Consider the following 21,369-nt stretch of genomic DNA (forward strand, 5'->3'; position numbering starts at 1 on the left):
ATGTGGCCTGCTCACGTGAACTGTCGAATGCCAGAAGCTGCTTCTTTTCCTGGCATCCTCGACTCCAATGAGGCGTTGTCACAACTCATTCGGCTTGCGTTTGCCTGTTGTCAGGATCAGTCTTTTCTTGCTCCGTGGGCGTTTCGCGTTGTGGGGAGGCTCCCGCGACACTCACCCTGGCTGGACGGATGACGTGGTCCTCGATGATATACCCTTGTTGATGTACATCGAGAATGGTCCCCTCTGGCGCATCTCTTCGAGCCTCGGTCGCGATGGCCTCATGCCAGCGTGGGTTGAATTGTTCGCCGATGGCACCAACACGTTGCACACCCAGTTGGTCAAGCGTTGACTCGAGTCTGCGCGCGACCAGAAACAGACCCTGCACCCAGGAATGCGGACACATCTCCGTAGGTGCCGAGCGCAGAGCTATTTCAAGATCGTCCAGGACCGGCAGCATCTGATAGAGCAAGCTACTCTGGGCTGCGATGCGCCCCTCGACCTGTTCCTTGCCCATGCGACGTCGATAATTGGCAAAGTCTGCCTGCGTCCTGCGCAGCTGATCCAGGTACTCTTCCGCTTTGCGGTGCTCTTCCTGTTCCGCTTCGCTCGGGGAACTGACTGGATGGCTGTAGTCGCTTCAGGCGGAGTCTGCTGTTGCCCTGGTTGACCCTGTTGGGCTGCCTGGGTGGCTGTCGTGGTTCCAGTTGTGGCCTTTTGTTGTTCCGGATTGTTTGACTGCATAGCATGACCCTCCTCTTTTGAGCACTGTTTTTGACTCTTATCAGCGGCATCTTGCCAAACAACAAACAAGCTATGAAAAAGCAACCGTGAGCACCACTTAGTAGTGGCTGACGGGGCCGCCATATCTCACCCTTGAGATATTCGTCTCTCAGAAGCGCACTTAGTCGCCTTCCCGGCAGCTTCGCTCACTTGATTGCGTGTTACGCCGAAATACCTTTGAGGTTGCGATAACGATGACGCGGCAATCCATCTAGATACTGAAATTTAGGTGTATCTCTCTTCATTGAGGGTCCTAAGAGAGAGGATCCTCAATGACGGTACATTGGAAAACAAGAGTGTAACAATGATCGCCCTTATAGTTCCTCGGAATGAGACCTGCACCAATTGATTGATCAGTATTTATTTATGCCCTGCTGTTGCTCTTTTCCTTTCATTAAATGAAAGATAGCATAAAATGAAAAATATCTCTATGAATTATTGTCAGTAGTAACACTAATAAAGTATTTAATTGTGCTGGGCTGCAAACCCATGATCCACTATAAATAGCATGCTATCTAACTATTTATAGTAGAGATCATGAGAGTACGACTTCTTGCCCCTATTCCTTGCAAAGCATGTGCTGAGGGGAGGGCGAGAGCACCCTTTTCAGGGACACCGCCCTGCGAGTGACCAGTGGGGGGCTGTGTGAGAGAACCCGGCCCCCTTCCCCACATTCATCGGAACCTCCGCCTCTGGATACCCCTACCTGAAGGTATGGGGAGGAAAGAGGCGTTCCTTTCCTTGGGGTAGATAGGGCCGGGAGTACTCCCGACTTGACAAAACACGTTATATATGAGATACATTCTCTATGGACAGAACGATTGTTTTGCAACTTACTCCGACGCACGAGCAAGCCACTCTCTTGCAGCAAACGTTGCAGGAGCATACCGCTTGCTTTCATACTGTGGCTGAAGAAGGCTTTACCTCTCAGTGCAGTAATGGCGTTGAATTGCATAAGCGCACCTACTACGATTTGCGCCGTGAGTATCCCAACTTGCCTTCGCAATTGGTATGTGCCGCTCGTGTGAAAGCCACGGAAGCGGTCAAGAGTGCGCTTGACCGACGCAAGAAGGGGCTCAAGGCGAGTACACCACACTCTCGTGTCTGTCCTATCCGCTATGATGCTCGCTCGTATTGGGTGAAGTGGGAGAGCCTGACCTGTAGCCTTGCCACCGTTGAAGGACGAGTTCAGCTTGCCTTTACCGTTCCCAAACATGCTCAAAAGTACATTGGCGGGAAGGTATGCAGTGCTGATCTGTGTTCTCGCAAGGGCAAGTACACGCTGCATGTGGTGGTGAGTCTTCCTGACCCTCTTGTTACCCCCTCGCAAGAGGTTGTGGGCGTCGATTTGGGCCTCAATCATCCTGCTGTGACCTCCAATCGCCACTTCTTGGGAGAACGACGCTGGAAAGAGCAAGAGCGCCGTATCTTCCGCCTCCGAAGAAAGTTGCAAGCCAAAGGCATCAAGAGCGCGAAACGTCACCTGCGCAAGCTCTCTGGCAAACTGTTTCGGCAACGCAAAGACCATGACCATGTGCTCTCCAAGCGTATCGTGCAACACACGACCCCCGGTTCTACCATTGTGCTTGAGAACCTGACTCACATTCGCTCTCGCACTCGTATGCGCAAGGGGGAAGGGCAGCGCCGCTTGCATTCGTGGTCCTTTGCCCAATTCCATGCCTTCCTCTCGTACAAAGCGCAAGAGAAGGGCATTGACGTGGTGAAGGTAGACCCGCGTCACACCAGCCAAACATGCTCTCGCTGTGGGCATCAGGCACGCAATAACCGTCGTTCTCAAAGTCTCTTCCTCTGTCGTGTGTGTGGATTCAGCTTGAATGCTGACCTCAACGCCTCTCGCAATATTCGAGAGAAACACCTTGCTAGCCTCGGTACATCTTTGGCTAGTGGGCCGCTGTCAGACGACCTATCGTCTCACGCTTCGGCGTAGGGACAAGCCTCCGGCTTTAGCCGTGAGGTATCTGACTGATTACAGGCACCATCGCCTTGCGCCCGTCAACGTGACGCCTCTGTTTGGCTACCTTTCCGAATTCCTGCTACTTGGCGCAGAGGCATCAGCTTGGCAGGTGAAGATGCGTTGGAAGTTGGATGCGCTGCAAGGCATAGAAGGAGTGGTCAGAGGAGCCAATGTAGACAGTGTCTTCATCGGTCGCCGCTGAGGCGTGGATTGCCCCTTTTGTACGGTAGCACCAGCGCTTCTCTCCTGAATGAATGTCGAGTGCATAGAGATTACCATCTTCCGAGCCTGCATAAACTGTTCCATCGGTTATTCTCGGTGAGGAGGCTACTGCGCCGCCTGTTCTATATTGCCAACGCTTTTTCCCCGATCGCGCATCGAATGCGTAGAGATGGTGATCGTGTGAGCCAACATACACAATGTCATTGGCAACGGTAGGAGATGAATCCACAATGTTGCCTGTCTCGAACTCCCAGCGTTTTGCTCCTGTCCTGGTATCCAGAGCATAGAGCTTATAGTCGCGTGAGCCTACATAGAGGAGTCCTTGCTCTACAGTGGGCGAAGAATGGACCCCTCCTCCGGTCATGTACGACCATATGAGCTTTCCATCGCTGGCATTGAGCGCATAAACTTGCTGGTCAAGTGAACCTATGTAGAGAACACCATCAACAATGCAGGGCGAGGAAGTGATGTTTCCAGTTGTTTCATAATGCCAGATTTCTTCGCCTGTCTCTACATCGAGGGCGTAGACGCAATGATCAGCTGAACCGACATAGACCATGCCATTCCATTCGCCAGGCGAAGAGATGATGTGTCCCGCAGTAAGGAAATCCCACAGGATAGCTCCTGTGCTTGCGGCCAGGGCGTAAAGCGTAAAATCATTTGACCCGATGTAGATGACCTCGCGTGTGCTATCTGCCAGGGGAGAGGAGAAGATCTCCTCGCCGGTTTCTATGCTCCACTGCACTTCACCAGCCTCCCCTTTAAGCGCGTAGACGTTATGGTCCGTTGAGCCAAAGTAGACCATGCCATTTGCAGTCGCTGGCGAGGATTCGATGGCATTGCCGGTAGTAAAGGTCCATCGGCGGTCGCTGGCGAACTCGTAGAGGTAAGTGTCGGTGGAGGAGACATACAAGATGCCTTCCGCGATGCTCGGCGACGTATCTATTGGTCCCCTGGTGCCGTAACTCCAGAGTTTCTCTCCTGTGAGTGCGTCCAGAGCATAGCAGGAGTGGTCGAAAGAGCCCACAAACAGTGTTTCATCTGAGAAGGCAGGTGGTGCGAGAAGAGGCCCATTGGTCGCATACTGCCACCGCAGCGTGCCAAATCTGGCCTCCAGAGCATAGAGTGTGTAATCATTGGAGCCAACAAAGACCATCCCATAGGCAATGGCTGGCGAGGCGAGAATGGCGTCCCGAGTGGTATAACTCCAGAGCTTTTGCCCGGTTTCACTATTGAGCGCGTAGAGCGTGTGATCTTGCGAACCGAGGTACACCATTTCATCTACGACGACCGGCGCTGCGCGCACTGTATCCTGAGTCGCATAACTCCAGATGATGACCCGGCGAATGGCATCAAGGGCGTAGAGCCTGCTTTTCTCCGCTATGTAGATAATGCCGTTGCTTACCGTCAAAGGTACGTGTGCACGTTCTTGCAAGTCATAAGACCAGAGTACGTCACCTAATCCGGCGTCTAAAGCGTAGAGTGTTTGGCCTGCGACAAAGTAGGCAACACCTTCAGCTATGGTGGGCGCGCATAGTAATGCCCCTTGGGCCTGGTAATACCATAATACACCGCCAGTCCTGGCCTCGAGTGCGCAGACTGTGCGATCAGAGGATGCGATATAGAGGACATCGTCAAGCAGAGTTGGTGCAGATAGAAGATCTCCCTGTGCTTTATAGCTCCAAAGTGGCTTGTGTGTATGCTTATCCAGGGCATAGAGCGTGTGGTTGCGCGCAGCAATGTAGAGCATGTCGTCATTCAGAAGCGGCGGCCATAGCGGGGTATCGCCAATCTGAAGCGTTTCAACCGGTCTCAGGTAGGGGACATTTTCCTTATAAAGGATGGAATGTTCCATGATCCCTCTCCTTAGCCGCACCTGGAGCGACTTTTCTCGCATAAGCAGTAAACAATTGGATGAAAACCACTACGTTCTGAGGGCGATGTTATCCAGGTAACGATGTACGAACATGACCGCCATGGCTCCCTCGCCGACGCTGGAGGCGACGCGTTTGACAGAACCGTGGCGTACGTCGCCGACGGCGAAAACGCCGGGTACATTTGTCTCCAGGTGGAATGGCTCACGATCAAGCGCCCAATCCTCTGGAAGCCGCCCTTCGTGAATAAGGTCCGAACCGGTCAGGATAAAGCCTTTCTCATCCACCCGCACTATGCCTTTTAGCCATTCCGTGTGAGGCTCAGCTCCTATGTAGATGAAGAGTGAGGTTGCGGGCAGCGTTTGCTCAGCCTGGGTGATGTCATTGAAGATTGTGATGCTTTCGAGGTGCTGTTTGCCATGGGCGGCAATGACGTGCGTACTCGTTTTGACCTCGATGTTGGGTGTGCTCGCAATCTGATCAATGAGGTACCTGGACATGTCTTTTGCAAGCGAGTCGGCACGTACCAACATGGTTACATGACGAGCGTATTTTGCAAAGTAAATGGAGGCTTGACCAGCCGAGTTCGCGCCTCCTACGATATACACGTCTTCATCTATACAAGTCATGGCCTCAGTAACGGAGCCGCCATAGTAGACTCCCTTCCCCGTCAGGTGTCCAATTCCTGGTACATCCAATCTGCGGTAAGAGACCCCGCAGGCGAGCACGAGGACATGGCAACGTAATTCTGTGCCGTCACCTAGCTCAACACAACGGTACTGTCCATCCAGGCGCACTTTTGTGGCCTTTTGCGGCATGATGATCTCCGCCCCAAAGCGTTTGGCCTGGATAACGGCGCGACAGGCGAGATCGCTTCCCGATAATCCCACTGGAAAACCGAGGTAGTTCTCGATTCTCGAACTGGTTCCAGCCTGTCCCCCTGCTGCTTCCTGATCTATGAGCAGGGTGTGCAGCCCCTCTGAGGCGCCATAGACTCCCCCTGCAAGTCCGGCAGGCCCCGAGCCAATGATGATGAGGTCATAGAAAGGTTGCTCTGCATGCGTCTTGAGGTGGATTTTCTCCGCAAGCTGAACTAAACTGGGTTTGACCAGGTAAGAGCCATCTGGACAAATCACAACAGGCAAATTCCTCAGACTGAGACCTAGCTGAGTCAGTACCTGATTCGCCTCCGAGCTATTTTCGACATAGAGCCATTGGTAGGGGATGCGGTTACGTGCCAGGAAGTCGCCAATCTCATGCATCTGGGGTGACCAGCGATGGCCTACAAGGCGTAGCTGGTTCTGGGATGTTTCATAGAAAGCCAGCCAGTCAGCCAGGAGATCGTCGAGTGCGGGATAGAGATTGGCTTCTGGTGGTTCCCATGGTTCCATGATGTAATAGTCGATGAGTGCCGAGCTGATGGCCTGAATGGCTGCTCGGCTATCCTCATAGGTGGTGAGCAAGATGCGCCTGGCCTTGGGATAGAGGGCGCGTGCGATTTGTAGAAACTCTGAGCCCTGCATCTCTGGCATGTCCGCATCAACCAGGAGAGCGGCAACTGGCTCGTTTTGCACATTCATCTCTCGAAGTTGATCGATGGCTTGTTGACACGAGGTCGCTTCAAGGATGCGAAAGCGGTTTCCGTATTTCTGTTGGAGATCATGTTCAAGCTGATGCAAAGTGGTGGGCGAATCATCCACTACAACGAGAGCAGGCTTCGTCATATCTGACCCCAGTTCAACTAATAGTGTTAATGCTCTACAAATCGCTCTCTCTCAGCCTATTACACGCTTGGTCGCCAAAAGAGGTTTCTCCCTTTCGCATCTGAAGATCTTAGGAGGTTCAATTCTTACACGAGTCATGGTCTCTCTTTAGGAAAATTCTCTATTTATGACTTTGACAAAGATTTACATTTATGATATCTGTCATTTGAGTAAATAAAATAATATACATGCGTTTATGGTAAAGATGGGAATGAAGATTTCATCTCCCTGCAAGGTTGGTTATCAGAACCTTATAAAGCCAGGAGAGTAGAAAGGCTCTTCAGCAGTGCCTTAGCGAAGTTTGTCTACCAGACAAAGGAGAATTACCATGTCTGTTGCCATGCGCACGATAAAGCTTCCCTCCGGGGAGGCAATTCCAGTGCTTGGACAGGGGACCTGGGGCATGGCGGAAGACGCGCGACATCGAGATGACGAGATCGCGGCATTACGCCTTGGCCTCGATCTCGGTATGATACTGATAGATACAGCTGAAATGTACGCTGATGGTGCTGCTGAAGAACTTGTTGGCGAGGCGATTGCCGGGCGGCGCGACGAGGTTTTTCTGGTCAGCAAGGTGTTGCCAGAGCATGCAACACGGGGCGGGACAATCGCGGCCTGCGAGGGTAGCCTGATGCGTCTCGGAACAGACCGTATTGACCTCTATCTGCTACACTGGCGCGGCCTTGTGCCATTGAGAGAGACGCTCGGTGCCTTGGCGGATTTAGCTCGCGTGGGCAAGATTCGCCATTGGGGCGTCAGCAACTTCGACGTGTTCGATATGGAAGAACTTGTGATCACGCGTAATGGCGCGGACGTCGCGACCGACCAGGTACTCTACAACCTCACGCGTCGCGGTATCGAGTATGATCTGTTGCCCTGGTGCCGCGCACGTAGCCTTCCAATCATGGCCTACTCGCCGATTGAGCAGGGTCGACTGCTTAATCATCCCGTGCTTCAGAGAATAGCTGCCAGTCACGGAGTGACGCCGACTCAGCTGGCAATTGCCTGGGTAATCCGGCTTGATGGAGTGAATGCTATTCCCAAAGCCAGTACACCAGAGCACACCCAGGAGAACTGCGGAGCGCTCAAAATCTTCCTCTCGAAACAAGAGCTTGCCATCCTCGACAGCGCGTTTCCACCGCCAACCGCGAAGCGGCCGCTTGAGATGCTCTAATGCGGATCATGACATGCATGGCAAGCATTGAAGGCTGCACCAGGATCAGGTTGAAACTATTGTTTGATAGAACGGAAACGGTAGGTGTTGAAGACTCTACGGTGAAAATAGGAGAAAGAGGCACACACCATGGCGATTAGCCCACGTACTGATGAAGAAATTCAAGAGGATGTGCTGAATGAATTGAGGTGGGAGCCACGTGTCCGCGCAAATGAAATCGGCGTCATTACCAGGGATGGGGTCGTCACGTTGCTGGGCTGGGTCGATTCATATGTGCAAAAGGTTGCTGCCGAGGCCGCTGCTCGCCGCGTTCGTGGAGTCAGGGATGTCATCAATGAAATTGAGGTTCGCCTGGCTGGCTCCGCTCAGCGCACCGATGATAGCCTTGCGAAATCTGTGAAAGATACCCTCGCCTGGCATGTGCCCGTTCCAATTGATGATCTGGATGTGAGGGTAAGCAACGGCTGGGTAACACTTAAGGGCGAGGTTGAATACAACTTCCAGAAGAGAGAAGCCGAACATGTTGTTCAACGCATACCAGGGGTCAAAGGTATCACCAATCTTATCACAGTCAAACCCAATCCGGTGCCAGGTGACCTGAAGCTAAAGATTGAAGAAGCTCTGGTCCGCAATGCGGAGACGGACGCAAAGCATATTAAGGTTGAGGTTAAGGGGAGTAAGGTTATCCTACGTGGTAAGGCGCATTCGAATATGGAGAAACTGGTGGCGGAAGAGAGCGCGTGGTCAGCTCCCGGTGTCACCGAAGTTGAAAACCAGATCAAGGTTGATCCCGCCTTGGAGCCCATTACTGGATAAGATCCTGTCAGAAACCCCATATTGTTGCTATGCAGGGGTATAAGACGAGAATCCCACTAACAGCGGCCTACTGAGAACAGCTCTATCACCTTGAGCAAGACAAATGTGGAAATGCTTGCGCATTTCCACACCGCTTTAACTAAAGCCTCACCCCTGTCCACGTGGCTGCTGCTTCGTTTGCCCACCTTGCGCTTGCTGCTGCTTCGTTTGTCCACCTTGTGCTGCCTGCTCAGTTTGACCTGCCCCCATCGCTTTTGCTTGCTTGGTACTGGTAACACTGATGTGACGTGCTCTCGCCTCTTCGTGCGCAGGAATGTCTAATTCCAAGATGCCGTTCTCGTAGGAAACGGTGATATTATCAGGATCAAGTGGGCGATCAAAGGTGACGTTGCGCTCAAACGCTTCTGTACGAATTTCTCGTCTCAGCAAATTCTTTCGCTTCTGCCGTTCTGTTTCTTCCTGCTTAATCTCTCCTCGAATAGTCAGTGTGTTTGGCTGTGCAATGACCTCAAGGTTTTCTGGGTTAAAACCTGGAACGGACAAGCGAATGTGATAGCCCTGGTCAGTTTCTTCCACATCCATAGGAGGAAGCATTTGTGGCAAGGTTTCCGGCCATCCGTGACGCACAAGGCTTTGCTCAAGCACATCATCCATGGCCTGGCGTAAACTTGCCACCCCGCGTAGTGGATCTGAGCGAATGAGCATAGGATAAACCTTTTCCTTCCTTTTCTTTTCAATCTCCTGCACTTCACTTTGGTACGTAAGAACGAATGAGATAGGCTCGAATAGTTCCTGCCTCTTGCTTGTTCAAGGAATACTGATGTCGAGCTTTCTCTTGTGTTTCGTTCTATGGAAACTACGTTTGGAGAAAAGGATATGTAACATCTCTGGCACATGTTTCCACTATGCCCCTTTCATTACAGAAAGCCGAGCGAGAAAGCCCCGGTCATTCATGACTCTGTTGGGAAATTTTGTTCAGACATTTGGACAAATTGGTCGAGCCCCCTCTTTGAGACAAGCAAAGGGCGAGGCTCGACGTTCAGGGCGCAAAGATTTTCCTTGAACGTGTGCGTGAAGAGAGGTAACGATCCGCAGCACATTTATCCCAGCCGCAATCTGTACATGATGCAGATGTGTCTTCCGCTCTCCACGATAGGGACGCGCGTCGCATTCTTGTCTGACGAACCGCTTGTAAGATCGTTCCTTCGACACCAGCACGTAGCGCGTATTCCTCCTTGAAAGCAGAAGTGTGTTGCTCCTCCCGGCGCTTCTCTTTGAGCGTGGTCTGTTTTCATGGGCGTGGCTTCTTGCTGCAAAACATGTCATTAGGAGATGCCTTCGCACGACTGGCTGCCATAGAAGCAGTATTGGGTCTGTTGATCGAGGTCAGCTTTATTGCGACCTTCACCCAGCGCTTCTTGGGAAAGTGAGAGTCTGATACTCTGAAGCTCTTTTTGGAGAAACGCCTAACAAGCGAGCTACGTGTTTATTTGGACAGAGTCCAGCAAGCAGAAAAGAGGATGAGGCTATGAGCAATCCATTACTTCAATTGAGGCCATTGGGACAAAGCCTGTGGTATGACAATATTGATCGTGCCCAGATCAAGTCCGGACAACTTCACCGTTTCCTTGAGGAAGACGGCGTTGTAGGAGTGACAGCCAATCCCACGACCTTTGAGAAAGCCATACGCGCAGGGCATGCCTATGACGAGCAGATGCAGCAACTGATGCGTGAGGGTAAAAGCGCCAAAGATATTTGTGACACGTTGGTGGCAACCGATGTTTGTACAGTGGCCGAGATGCTGTATCCCATCTATGAGTCAACGGGTGGACAAGATGGATATGTCAGCCTGGAAGTCTCGCCTGAACTTGCTCACGATACCGCGAGAACGCTTGAGGATACGCGTCGGTATTGGAACATGATTGCACGCCCAAACCTCATGATCAAAATACCAGGAACGCCGGAGGGGATTGCCGCGCTTCAGCAGGCATTGACAGGGGGCATCAATGTCAATGTGACGCTTATCTTCTCTCTGGAGAATTATCGCCGGGTGGCGGAAGCCTATGTGAGCGCCTTAGAGATTCGTCTGCAGCGAGGCCTGGATATAAAACATCTCGCATCCGTTGCTAGCTTCTTTGTCAGCCGCCTGGATGTGCTGATTGATTCATTGCTTGAAGAGAAGATCAAAAACACACGAGATCCCTTAGAGCAGCACAAAATCGCCACATTGAGCGGGAAAGCTGCAATTGCGAACGCGCGTCTGGTCTATCAGGAGTTCAGACAGGTGTTTAGTTCAGCACGTTTTGCCTCGCTTGCGCGAGCAGGGGGAAAGTTGCAGCGCCCACTGTGGGCCAGTACCAGTACGAAGAACCCCGCATATCGCGATGTTTTGTACGCGGAAGAACTGATCGGGCCAAACACCGTAGATACCATGCCGCTGGAAACTATAGAGCACTTTCGTGATCATGGGGAAGTGCATTTAAGTATCGAGCGGGATCTTGCCCAGGCGAGCAATGTACTTACATCGCTGGCGCAGATAGGCATCTCTTATGAGAAGATCACACAGCAACTCCAAGAGGAGGGCATACAGAAGTTTGCTGCTTCGTACTGTGCAATGTATAAAGGAACTCAAGACAAACAAAGTGTAATGGAGCGGCCGTGAATGAGGGCCTGTGGATATTGTTGCTGGCTAGTATGAGCGGGTCTATTTTTGAACACTGGTCGATAGGTAGTTCAATCCATTTTCCTCGATAGAAGCGAAGAAACGAGAAGGAGAGCTGTTATGACAGGCTTTTGGGAAACAGTCAGCAGAATGAATGAGACACGCTGGGGCCATACGGCGACACTCTTGCAAGATGGCCGAGTCTTAGTTGCTGGCGGGAACGGGCTGGATGTGGGGCTAACCAGGTCAACCGCCGAGATCTTTGACCCTCAGACGCTCGAATGGACGCATACTGGGTCGATGAACGACCCACGTTGGGGTCATACGGCGACGCTCTTGCAAGATGGGCAGGTTCTCGTTGCCGGTGGATACGAGGCGGCACAATTTGGTGTGGGGATCCCGGTCCTTGCATCTGCTGAGTTATTCTCCCCTACTACCAACACCTGGAAGAGAGTTCCAGACATGATCAGCGCTCATGCAGAACACGCCGCCACGCTTCTTCCTGGTGGGGAGGTTTTCGTCGCCAACGGCAACGGCGGGGTCGTCGGTGAACCTGCGATTAGTCTCGACCTGGTCGAGTGGTTTGACCCTATTACCGAAACGTGGCACCAGAAGGCAAAGGGGAACTGCCGCTATGCTGGGACCGGTACACTGCTCGCGGACACGTATATGCTCCTGTTCAGCGGCTCGAATTTCATCGGCAAGGCGGAGAATCCTGTCTTTGCGTCTAACATCTATGATCCGGTGCATGATGCCCTGGATGATACATTGCCGCTCAAGTATGCTCGCGCCTGGCATACCGCTACTCTCCTGCCCGATGGCACTGTCCTCCTGGCTGGCGGGGGTACTAGATTAAGCGCCAATGCGCTAGCTGGTTTCTTTGAGCACGCAGATACTCCAGTCGAGGAGCGCTACTATCCTATTACTCACAAACTGCAGCAGACCGCCAGCATGCAGCAGCGGCGCCATAGGCATACCAGCACCCTGCTCCAGGAAGGAGTTGTACTGGTCGCTGGAGGAAACTACTTTACGACCTCTAAAGGGTCACCAACTGATGTTGGAAGTCTTCGTTCAGCGGAACTTTATCAAATGCTACCTGATAGCTCCCCCCTGGACGGAAGCTGGACAAATGGTGGCGATATGAACGAAGCACGCAGCTGCCACACCGCGACCCTCCTGCAAGACGGAACAGTTCTCATTGCAGGCGGGATTCAGCTTTCCAGCAGAAAAGTCCTGGCTTCAGTCGAGAGGTTTATCTTCGTTATGCCCTGTTAAGATGTGCCCCATGCACTGATTGGCAGGCACAATGTGTTTGATAAGCCTACATGCCTCCTTCTCGTCCTGGGTGGGAGCTATGGTAGGTTTTAGAGGTGCCTGGCTTTGATGTAACCTGGCTCTCCTAGAAAAGCACCTTGTCTATGTAACACCAGCGCCAGTCTTCTCCGGGTTCCAGGGAGCGTATGATGGGATGTAATGTCTTGTGAAAATGCTTCGTTGCGTGCTTGTTCTTTGAAGAATCGCAGCAACCAACATGACCGCAGATGAGGCATTCGCGTAGGTGCACCCATGTATCTCCCATTTGCAAACACTCTTCACACCCTCGTGAGCGAGGCTCGACATCTCGCACTAGATCAAGATGTGTACAAGCAATCATATCTTTGCTCTCCTTAGAAACTGTATGAGGGGACGGAAGTATGCTATCGACCATACTAAGGCTGCAATAAATCAATGATGTAATCTGCTCTCCAGGCATCATTTCAGGATGTTTGGCAGCGAGGAGGGTTCAGGCAACTGGACTAAGTTGCCTGAACCCTGGAGATGGAGTCGATGTGTGTATCTCTTAGACGCGCTCCATGTATTCTCCGTTTTCCGTGTTGACGCGGATGCGGTCACCTGGAGAGACGATAGGGGGAACCATAACAGCCAGGCCCGTTTCAAGTCTCGCGGGCCCCTCCATGATGGCGCGCCAGAAACGCCCAACCATGTCAACGCTTTTCACACGCATGATGACCGATGACGGTAATTCAACGCCAACCGGCTCGCTGTTCAGCAGCAGCATCTTGAGTTCCAGATCATCAACGATGAATTTGGCCGCATTCCCCAGCATGTCTGGTGGGAGTTGAAACTCATCTGGATCGTCGGGATTGTCGGAACCGATGTCTGCGAAGTGGTAGAACTCACCATCCCAATGGGTAAAGACGACGGCAAGGCGATCAATCGGGACGATATCTACTGGATAATGCGCATCCAGGGTTCGCTCGATCAATTCATGTGTACGTATGTGGCGCAACTTTACCTTTATGTCCGGATCAACTTGCGCCCTGGTAACCTTCTCCAAATTGACAACCGTATAGGGTTCGCCTTCGACCTGGATAGTGACTCCCTTGGTGACGTCACTTGCTGCAATCATGAAGCACCCCGCTTCCGCACTGTACAACGTCTTCACAAGATTTGTTGTGTAGAAGACATACCTCCTGACATCAACACGAATGGCCATGGAGAAAGGTGTGACAAGCGGCAAGTCAAAAATAGTAATTCGTCGTAGATGAGAATAATTTGGGTATGAGGATCAGCTAATCAAACACTGCCATAGACTTGGGTTAGAATATATTCTTTGTGCGTAACTCCTGGTCTACGTTACGAAGGTGTTTATATCTTCAAACTCTCCTGGCGGCGATCAATGCCGTCGTATAGACGTGAAAGTGCATTAATTGCAATAGGGGAGAGTGTTATGGGTTGTGTAGTGGTAAATGTGGATAGGAATAAGAACCGGGCTTAAGCCTGGTTCTTATTCCTATCTTTTTCCTTTTTCTCTTTGATCTTTTTTACTCTCCAATGTTGTTCGTCGATTTCTTCCCGAATGGTTCTAGCGAGCTTTTCAGCCTCGCGAAATGTCACTTCCATGCCTTCCAGGTCATGTTCAGCGGATGCGAACATGTCTTCGGAAGGAGGCCCTTGAGTCATCAATTTGATATTTGTTTCTAGCGAATCAACCGTATCCGCGTATTGTGCTAGAGCATTAACGATAGCCCGTATTTTTTGTAAGTTGATCAATGCGTAGTTCATCTGTCTCAGCTCCCTTCTATCACCAGCCTATGCAAAAGAAAAAACACTGGGATTGACAGCAGCAAAATACAGTTGCTAATAACGATAGCCCCGTTTTTGTAGGAAGTTCACACTGGAAGGAGAAAGCTCTTGGCTTTTTCTCCATACACTGTACAATGCATCATTTATTAACACAGCGTATAGAAAGAGGTTCATTCATTTCATAAAAGATGGCTACGCTGAATGAGCGAAAGCAGAATGGGGCTTCAAGTGGACAAGGGTTACCAGCATAACGATTGCAACGCTATATCAAAGCAGAAACGATCTAAGATTGTTGCGCCAATGAGTTTACTCAAGGCCGCCGTCACATCAATCGCCGATGGCATTATTATTTGTGACCCTGATAATGTGATTGTGCTAATCAATCCTGCAGCGCTGGCAATGTTTGAAATTTCTGGAGAAACATCCTATCTCGGAACAGACTATAACCACTTCCTCTCCCATTATGTCATTCATAATGAAGATCAACGTTCAACTACATTTGTACAAGATCAAACCTCTGATGCTGGTGACATGCACACTATATCTATCAAAACTCCTTCAGGGCGGAAGGCATATGTGCAAGTTCGTTCTGTGCCTATTTTCGATCAGAGGAAGCAAAAGAGAGGAATGATCCACGTCTTTCACGATATGACAGAGCTTCGTCAAAAAGAACTACAATATCAAAAAAGCAATCAATCCCTGCAGGCGTTGCTTTCTTGGCTCACTGCAATCACCTATCTTCCTACTATTGTTGATCTTCTCCCACGCGAGGAGCAAGGGCCATTCCTGCTTCCTCCAAGTATGCATTATATTGGGCAGCAATTGACTAACCTGGTGCTTGAGATACTACACTGTAAGTTGGTTATGCTTCTCTCTCTCAGGCCGCCTGAGGATCACCTCTATTACGTTGCTGTGAGCGGACTGGAGCCGGAGCAAGAACAGATTCGGCGTGAGAACAGTGGGCGTTACACTCTTGCTGACTTCTGTGACGAGCAGATTAGAGCCAAACTATATTCAGGTGAGGTTGTCATTTTGCCATACTCGCGTATCCATCTCCCATTTTATGAGCGCTCTGATAGGAGTGGTTTGTTGACACTGCATGTCCCCCTTTTTGTTGACAAACAGTTAGCGGGAACTCTGTTTATAGCCAGAAGCGATTCTGACAACGCCTATACTCCTGAAGAGATCACGTTAGCGAAATCTGTTGCAACTTTGATAGTATTTGTGATTGAGTGTGTCAGTGCGTTGAATCAACTGAATGGAACGCGTGGCAAAGCACTCATGCGCCAGGAAGCAGATAAAATCATTAATGAATTTCTGTATCTTGCCAGCCATGAATTAAGAACGCCTCTAACCGCCATTATCGGCAATCTCCAGTTAGCTCTGCATCGTTTAGATGTTTTACAACGTCAAGCTAGGGATCATCCAAAGATACTCGCACAGAGATTGGAGTACCTTCGCCAGCCCTTAGAGCAAGCTGCACAAAGTGCGCATTTGCAAGAGAGGATGATCCAAAACATGATAGATGATACTCGTATTCAGACCAATACGCTTATGTTGCACATGAAATTATGTAATCTGACTCAGATTGTTCAAGAAACTATACGAGAGCAGCAGGAGCGGATACTAGATCATAAGATTCTTCTAGAAATTATGCCTTCTAGCGAAGTCATCCCCGTTATCGCTGACGAGAAAAGTATTCGTCGGGTGCTTATCATTTACCTGAAGAATGCCCTTACCTATTCACCAAGAGATTTCCCCGTGCGTACTCAAGTCGCGAGAGAGGGCGCATTGGCACGTGTTTCAGTACATAGTTACGGGGCTGGTATTTCGCTACAGGAGCAAGAGCACGTATGGGATCGATTTTATCGCACGCAGGGGGTTGCGGTACAACATGAATTAGATCTTAGCTTAGGCCTGGAACTCTACATTTGCAAGGCCTTTATTGAGGATCAGCATGGGCACGTTGGCATGCAAAGTGATCCAGGTCATGGCACAACATTCTGGTTTACACTGCCAATCGTCGAGTCTTCTGCTGATAAACTGGATCCGTCCCACTAGAAAATGCCTCCTATTATCCTCGCTTTCGGGTAGGGGCTCGTAGTAGTAGCGGCGCTTTTTGGGTCTCCGTCCTTCCGGGGGAAGGATGAGCTTTTTTTAGCAGAAACGAGCAAGCAGAGAAAGGCAAAGGCTTAGCAGAAAAGGCTGGATTACTCCAGCCCACTCTTTAGTCTTTGCCTGAGAGCAATTGTGCAATCACTATGAAGCCGTCTTTCACACCTTGATCACGCCTCAGGTTGTCTTTGTTCTGTCCGTGTCCCCATTAAGCGTTTCTCCTGATAGGAACAGTGAGTTCAGGGGAAAGATGAGTTGAGGCATGAGTCGCGGCATCAATCTCGCCGCCTTCCGCCAAAACATCCTGGAATAACTGAGCTTCATCCGCCCTGGACTCCTCTCCCAAATCGTCTCTGAAGCACACATTCTCAGCGCAGGCGATCACATCTTGAATCACCCGCTCATAGCGGTAGTAGGTGAGCGCGATCCAGTCAATGTCCGCCTGCCCATATCCTTGAAAAAAGGCGGGGGTTCCGGGCAAGGTCTCACTATCGGTTGGAGATTCCTTGATAAAGAGGAAATCTCGCTCTTTGGGTGCCAGCATCACCTCATCCCAGTCGATCACAAATACACGACCCATACGATCACGGAGCAGATTGGCTGGATGGAGATCCGCATGGCAGATGACACAGGGAAGATTGCGCCTGTGGAGCACCGCTGCGAGCTTTTCCAGAGAGGCCACTACGGCATGGATGGTTGATTGGTTCTCGATCCAGGAGGAGCGAAGGGCATGCTGGGCGGCACTTTCTCCACTGGACTCATGCAGATGTTGGGCCTCAAACGTCCGTATCCACTGAGCGTAGTTAGTTGGGTCAAAGGTCTCCTTGCGCAGTGACTCAATGCCAGAGGATGGCAGGGTGGCCTGGTGAATCTGCTTAAAGATGAATCCTGTCTCCTTCCACTGCTCATCCGTCATGCCTCTCCAGCTTGTCTCTCCTTCGTGAAAGGGGTACACAATCACGGTCCAATCCTCTACCCTTGCCCACAATGCATGGTTTCTGGTGGGAAGAGGAGCTACGACTGACGCTATTCCTTGATCTCTGAGATAGTCAGGCACCAAACACCCTGATTCGTAGAGTGACCCAGACTTCACTTTGAGCAAGTAGGAGATTCCCTGCCCGCTCACGATCCGGTAGACACCGGCCCGGTAATCCAGGCCCAGGGGAAGAAAGTCAAGTGTAGCGGGAATCAGGTTATAGTGCTCCTGCAAACAGGCACACAGAACCTCTGTTGAAACACTTGGTTGTTCACGCATAATTTATTTCATCCTCTCTTTTCTTTCGTGATAATTCATATTGCCCTCCCAAAGTTGGCGCATTTCTTCATTTGACTCCAGCAAGTCTGCTAACGCTCCCTAGCCGACAATCTGACCATCTTTGAGCACAACAATGTGGTCAGCATACTGGAGGGCAAACCGGCGATGCGATACCAGCAAACAGGTGGAAGCTTGCTTCATGAAGAGACGTTCCCATAAAAGTTGTTCGGTCTCAACATCAAGCGCGATTGAGAGGTCATCACAGACCAGCAGGTCAGGTTCGCGAAGGAACATACGCGCGGCGGCAGTGCGCTGCATCTGACCACCGGAAAGTCTGGTTCCTTTTGACCCGATCTGCGTATCCAGGCCATGTTGAAGCCTCGGGATATCTCGCTCCATCACTGCCGCAGAGAGCGCAGAGGCCAGGCGCTTTGGCTCATCGGGATAGCCCATGAGCAGGTTGTCTTTGAGCGTTTCACTCCACAGGCGGGGGATCTGAGGGGTATAAGCACTCTGCGGTGGAAGAAAGAATTGCTCGGGAGAAGCAATGCATTCACCATTCCACACAATCTCACCGGCTTGTCGGGGAAGCAACCCGAGGATGGTACGCAAGAGGGTGGTTTTTCCTGAGCCGATCCTCCCCGTAATGACTGTGCAGGAACCGCGCTGAAGTTGAAAAGTGATGTGTGCGATCCCTCGCCCCGATTGTGGGTAGCGATAGGTGAGCCCCCGAACTTCCAGCTGCTCAAGGGGCGATGCCTGCCTCTGCAACACAGGCACCTGGGGAGGCTCCCCTCTCAAGAACACCGGGGTGTGAGCGACTATTTCCGTCTTTGCAACGCTGACAGGCAGGATAGCCTGGAGACGCTGAAGAGAGACCGTTGCCTGCTTGTACTGCACCATATTCTGGCTCACCTCAACCGTAAAGCTGGCGATCTGGTCAATATAAGCCACAAAGAGCGCGAGAGTGCTTACAGAAAACGCGTTTGCTTTCATCGCTTGGACTGCTAGCAGAAGAATGACTCCTGTAGCGATACTTGTGGTGTTGCGCGCGAGAGAATCGAGGATGACATCGGCAAACAAGAGACTCCTGAGCGTGCTGTGCCGACGCGCCTCGCTCAACTTGTGTAAACGCTCGATGACCCGGTAGTGGGCATTCCCCAGTTGGATCGTCTGCGTCGCGTGGAACATGTCTCCCAGAAACGCACTGGCCTCTCCCGAAGTCCGTCTGCTTTCACGATAGTAGGTCTGGATTTTCGTACTCATGTGATGCATCACGAACCCAGATCCCACTAGCGGCACCAGGACGACAAGCGTGATTTGCCAGTTCATTGTTAGCATGATTATCAAGGCCACCAATGCTTGAATCCCAGTTCCCAGAACGATATTCATGTTTCCAATCGTTTCGGTGATCATGGTGGTATCCGTATTGAATCGATTCACCAGTTCACCGGGCGGATAGGGAAGTGTTTGCGCACCTTGCTTGTTTAGTAACTGGGCAAAGATATTCCGCCGGAGCAAGGTATTGCCATACTCCATACACGTTGCGTCCACGGCCTCATTGGCGAGCACCACCGTCACACGAGCCACAGCAATTCCCACCAGGAGCGCACAGAGTGTCCACATGTCCCAGCCAACAGGTGCATTGCCGTTGAGCAGCGTAAAGATCGCAGAGACAATCAAACCTGGCAAGAGCAAGAATAAACACCGAATAAGCTGCAAAAAGACGTTGAGGAGATACCACCAGGGAGAAAAAGTGATAATCCGCCAGAGGGTGCCGAATGTGTTCATGCGCGCACCTCCGCCTCGCCCAAGCGCAAGAGGTGCGAGAAATGGGATGTAGGATCTGCCACGAGTTTGCGACGCTCGCCATATTCGCGAGTCATCCCATCCTCAAGGATCAGGATGTCATCAACCAGCTGAAGGGTTTTCAGGTGGTGCGCAATCAGAATGCCCGTCCTGCCCACAAGCAAGCGAGCACTGGCCTCCTCAATCAACTGTTCGGTCACCGGGTCGAGACGTGAGGACGCCTCGTCCAGAATGACAAGAGATGGGTTGTGCAGGAAGACGCGAGCGAACGCCAGTAATTGTGCCTCTCCAGAGGAAAGGGTCATGCTAGAGCCTGCAATGATCGTATCAAGCCCACGCGGTAACGAGGCATACCAGCGCGTGAGATTGAGTCCTGTAAGAACTTGTGCCAGGCGGTCATCAGAGACAGACGAATCGAACAAGGTCAGGTTGTCGCGAACGCTCGCGTGAAACAGCTGGACTTGCTGGGTCACCACTCCGATACGGCTCCGCAGTTCGCTGAGTGCCACCTGCCGAACATCAATGCCGCCAAGATGAATTGATCCTTGCTCAACGTCATAGACTCGGCAAAGCAGACTGGTCAACGTGGTTTTTCCGCTCCCCGTTCTGCCAAGAAGTCCGAGCGTTCTCCCGGCAGGCAGCTCAAACGAGAGGTCCCGTAGCACCAGTTGTTCAGGTGTGTAGCCAAAGGAGGCCTGGTGAAACTTCACTGGAAGGGGTCCCGCTGGAAGCGGACGACCAGGACCATCAATGATGGTGATGGGAGTATCATACAGTTCGGTAATCCGCTGGAGACTGGCAATTGCACGCTGAACGTAATGGGTTTGGAAGCTGATAGCAAACAGGTTTTGCGTGAGCAGGGCCGTGTAGTAATACGTGATATAAATCGTTCCCAGGCTCATGTGACCACTGCGCAACAAGTAGGCTCCCATGAGCAATACAGTCGCACTGGCCAATGCCAGGCCGACTTGAATCGTACTGGAGAAGAAGCACCCAGTTACACGGCTTACACGGGTGGTACGCAGGAGGCGGCGTACCAGCTGATTCAACCTGAGCATCACGTAGTCTTGAGCGCCGAGTCCCTGAATATCCTCAATGCTGGAACAGCGCTCCTCGAAGAAACTCGCCAGTTCGGCGCTCGTCTGACGCACGGCCTGAATATGGGGCACCGCAACATGTTGTAGTGGGCGTTGCAACGTGATCATAAGCCCGACAAAGGCTAGAAGCAAAAGACCAATATGCCAATCAGCCAGAAACGTGACCACCACAATACCGACCAGCAAGAGCAGACGATCAAGCACAGTGAACACAAAGCGTGAGAAAAACGTGGCGAGGAGAGCGATATCCCCATCGATACGTTCAATGAGTTCACCCGGCGTATGTGTCTGATGGAACGACTGATCCAACGACAGACAATGCAGGGTGAGATCAAGGCGCAACGCATTAGTTACTCTCCAACTGAGATCTTCGCTCATGTAACTGGCACATGCGGTGACACACTGATGAACGATAGCCAGGCTCATAAAGAGCAGCGCAAGAGAGACAAGAACGGACATACTCCCGTGAACCGAATCAATAAGCTGTCCTATAAGTTGAGGATCCAGGAGTTCCAGTCCGAGGCTTCCTATCAGGAGAAGCGTTAACAGGCTCACCTTGAGCCAGTACGGTTGAAGGTAGGTTCCCAACAGCGAGACGGAGGACCTGGATGGACCCGTGACGCTCGTCATTTCTTTGGGATGTGCTGCCATATATTCTCTTTTCATTCGAGCCAGAGTGAAATGTGACACCCAGGAAGGCACAATGACTACAGACAACACGGCATGAGAGGCATCTGTAG

General features: G+C 51.4%; 16 protein-coding genes. 6 read left to right on the forward strand and 10 right to left on the reverse strand.

Features of this window, described 5'->3' with window-relative positions; all coding sequences use genetic code 11:
• Window positions 1-85: 85 nt before the first annotated feature.
• Entirely contained in the window at window positions 86-565 is a 480-nt protein-coding gene (locus KTE_RS20825) for a nucleotide exchange factor GrpE (RefSeq protein ID WP_307811989.1), read from the reverse strand.
• A 1,023-nt stretch (window positions 566-1,588) separates the two neighbouring features.
• On the opposite strand from KTE_RS20825, the gene KTE_RS20830 reads away from it, so the two are divergent.
• Complete coding sequence (locus KTE_RS20830; protein ID WP_201384230.1) at window positions 1,589-2,728, forward strand: RNA-guided endonuclease TnpB family protein; 1,140 nt, start codon at window positions 1,589-1,591, stop codon at window positions 2,726-2,728.
• Window positions 2,729-2,852: 124 nt separating this feature from the next.
• On the opposite strand, the gene KTE_RS20835 is transcribed toward KTE_RS20830, so the two are convergent.
• Window positions 2,853-4,832, reverse strand: coding sequence for a PQQ-binding-like beta-propeller repeat protein (locus KTE_RS20835; RefSeq protein ID WP_201384232.1), 1,980 nt, complete (start codon window positions 4,830-4,832; stop codon window positions 2,853-2,855).
• 69 nt (window positions 4,833-4,901) lie between these two features.
• Window positions 4,902-6,575: an FAD-dependent oxidoreductase gene (locus KTE_RS20840; protein WP_201384234.1), complete on the reverse strand. Its 1,674-nt coding sequence runs from the start codon at window positions 6,573-6,575 to the stop codon at window positions 4,902-4,904.
• Window positions 6,576-6,942: 367 nt separating this feature from the next.
• On the opposite strand from KTE_RS20840, the gene KTE_RS20845 reads away from it, so the two are divergent.
• Together KTE_RS20845 and KTE_RS20850 are read left to right on the forward strand one after the other, a co-directional pair.
• Entirely contained in the window at window positions 6,943-7,788 is an 846-nt protein-coding gene (locus KTE_RS20845; protein WP_201384236.1) for an aldo/keto reductase, read from the forward strand.
• Window positions 7,789-7,917: 129 nt separating this feature from the next.
• A complete protein-coding gene (locus KTE_RS20850; RefSeq protein WP_201384238.1) occupies window positions 7,918-8,604 on the forward strand; it encodes a BON domain-containing protein in 687 nt (228 codons plus the stop codon).
• Window positions 8,605-8,751: 147 nt separating this feature from the next.
• Here the strand turns inward: KTE_RS20850 and KTE_RS20855 are convergent, their stop codons facing one another.
• The gene (locus KTE_RS20855; protein WP_201384240.1) at window positions 8,752-9,309 is read right to left on the reverse strand and encodes an Hsp20/alpha crystallin family protein; all 558 of its coding nucleotides are present in this window, start codon (window positions 9,307-9,309) and stop codon (window positions 8,752-8,754) included.
• Window positions 9,310-10,132: 823 nt separating this feature from the next.
• On the opposite strand from KTE_RS20855, the gene tal reads away from it, so the two are divergent.
• Together tal and KTE_RS20870 are read left to right on the forward strand one after the other, a co-directional pair.
• Window positions 10,133-11,266 carry a transaldolase gene (gene tal, locus KTE_RS20865; RefSeq protein WP_201384242.1) on the forward strand — a complete coding sequence of 378 codons (1,134 nt, stop codon included), beginning with the start codon at window positions 10,133-10,135 and terminating at the stop codon, window positions 11,264-11,266.
• A gap of 120 nt (window positions 11,267-11,386) precedes the next feature.
• Entirely contained in the window at window positions 11,387-12,541 is a 1,155-nt protein-coding gene (locus tag KTE_RS20870) for a kelch repeat-containing protein (protein ID WP_201384244.1), read from the forward strand.
• 124 nt (window positions 12,542-12,665) lie between these two features.
• Here KTE_RS20870 and KTE_RS20875 read toward each other — a convergent pair whose 3' ends face one another.
• The 3 genes from KTE_RS20875 to KTE_RS20885 all read right to left on the reverse strand — a co-directional run bounded on the left by KTE_RS20875 (window position 12,666) and on the right by KTE_RS20885 (window position 14,332).
• The gene (locus KTE_RS20875) at window positions 12,666-12,920 is read right to left on the reverse strand and encodes a UBP-type zinc finger domain-containing protein (RefSeq protein ID WP_201384246.1); all 255 of its coding nucleotides are present in this window, start codon (window positions 12,918-12,920) and stop codon (window positions 12,666-12,668) included.
• 186 nt (window positions 12,921-13,106) lie between these two features.
• A complete protein-coding gene (locus KTE_RS20880; RefSeq protein ID WP_236600505.1) occupies window positions 13,107-13,676 on the reverse strand; it encodes an elongation factor P in 570 nt (189 codons plus the stop codon).
• 365 nt (window positions 13,677-14,041) lie between these two features.
• Window positions 14,042-14,332 carry a hypothetical protein gene (locus KTE_RS20885; RefSeq protein ID WP_201368952.1) on the reverse strand — a complete coding sequence of 97 codons (291 nt, stop codon included), beginning with the start codon at window positions 14,330-14,332 and terminating at the stop codon, window positions 14,042-14,044.
• Window positions 14,333-14,554: 222 nt separating this feature from the next.
• On the opposite strand from KTE_RS20885, the gene KTE_RS20890 reads away from it, so the two are divergent.
• On the forward strand, window positions 14,555-16,414 hold the full coding sequence (locus KTE_RS20890) for an ATP-binding protein (protein WP_236600506.1): 1,860 nt from the start codon (window positions 14,555-14,557) through the stop codon (window positions 16,412-16,414).
• A 262-nt stretch (window positions 16,415-16,676) separates the two neighbouring features.
• Here the strand turns inward: KTE_RS20890 and KTE_RS20895 are convergent, their stop codons facing one another.
• From KTE_RS20895 to KTE_RS20905, 3 genes are all read right to left on the reverse strand, one after another.
• On the reverse strand, window positions 16,677-17,723 hold the full coding sequence (locus tag KTE_RS20895) for a phosphotransferase enzyme family protein (protein ID WP_201384248.1): 1,047 nt from the start codon (window positions 17,721-17,723) through the stop codon (window positions 16,677-16,679).
• A gap of 99 nt (window positions 17,724-17,822) precedes the next feature.
• Window positions 17,823-19,514: an ABC transporter ATP-binding protein gene (locus KTE_RS20900; RefSeq protein WP_201384250.1), complete on the reverse strand. Its 1,692-nt coding sequence runs from the start codon at window positions 19,512-19,514 to the stop codon at window positions 17,823-17,825.
• Window positions 19,511-21,280, reverse strand: a complete 1,770-nt coding sequence (locus tag KTE_RS20905; protein ID WP_201384252.1) for an ABC transporter ATP-binding protein — start codon at window positions 21,278-21,280, stop codon at window positions 19,511-19,513. The genes KTE_RS20900 and KTE_RS20905 overlap by 4 nt, the downstream gene beginning before the upstream one ends.
• Window positions 21,281-21,369: the final 89 nt, after the last annotated feature.

It is taken from the genome of Ktedonobacter sp. SOSP1-85 (assembly GCF_016587415.1).
Taxonomy (GTDB): Bacteria; Chloroflexota; Ktedonobacteria; order Ktedonobacterales; family Ktedonobacteraceae; genus Ktedonobacter.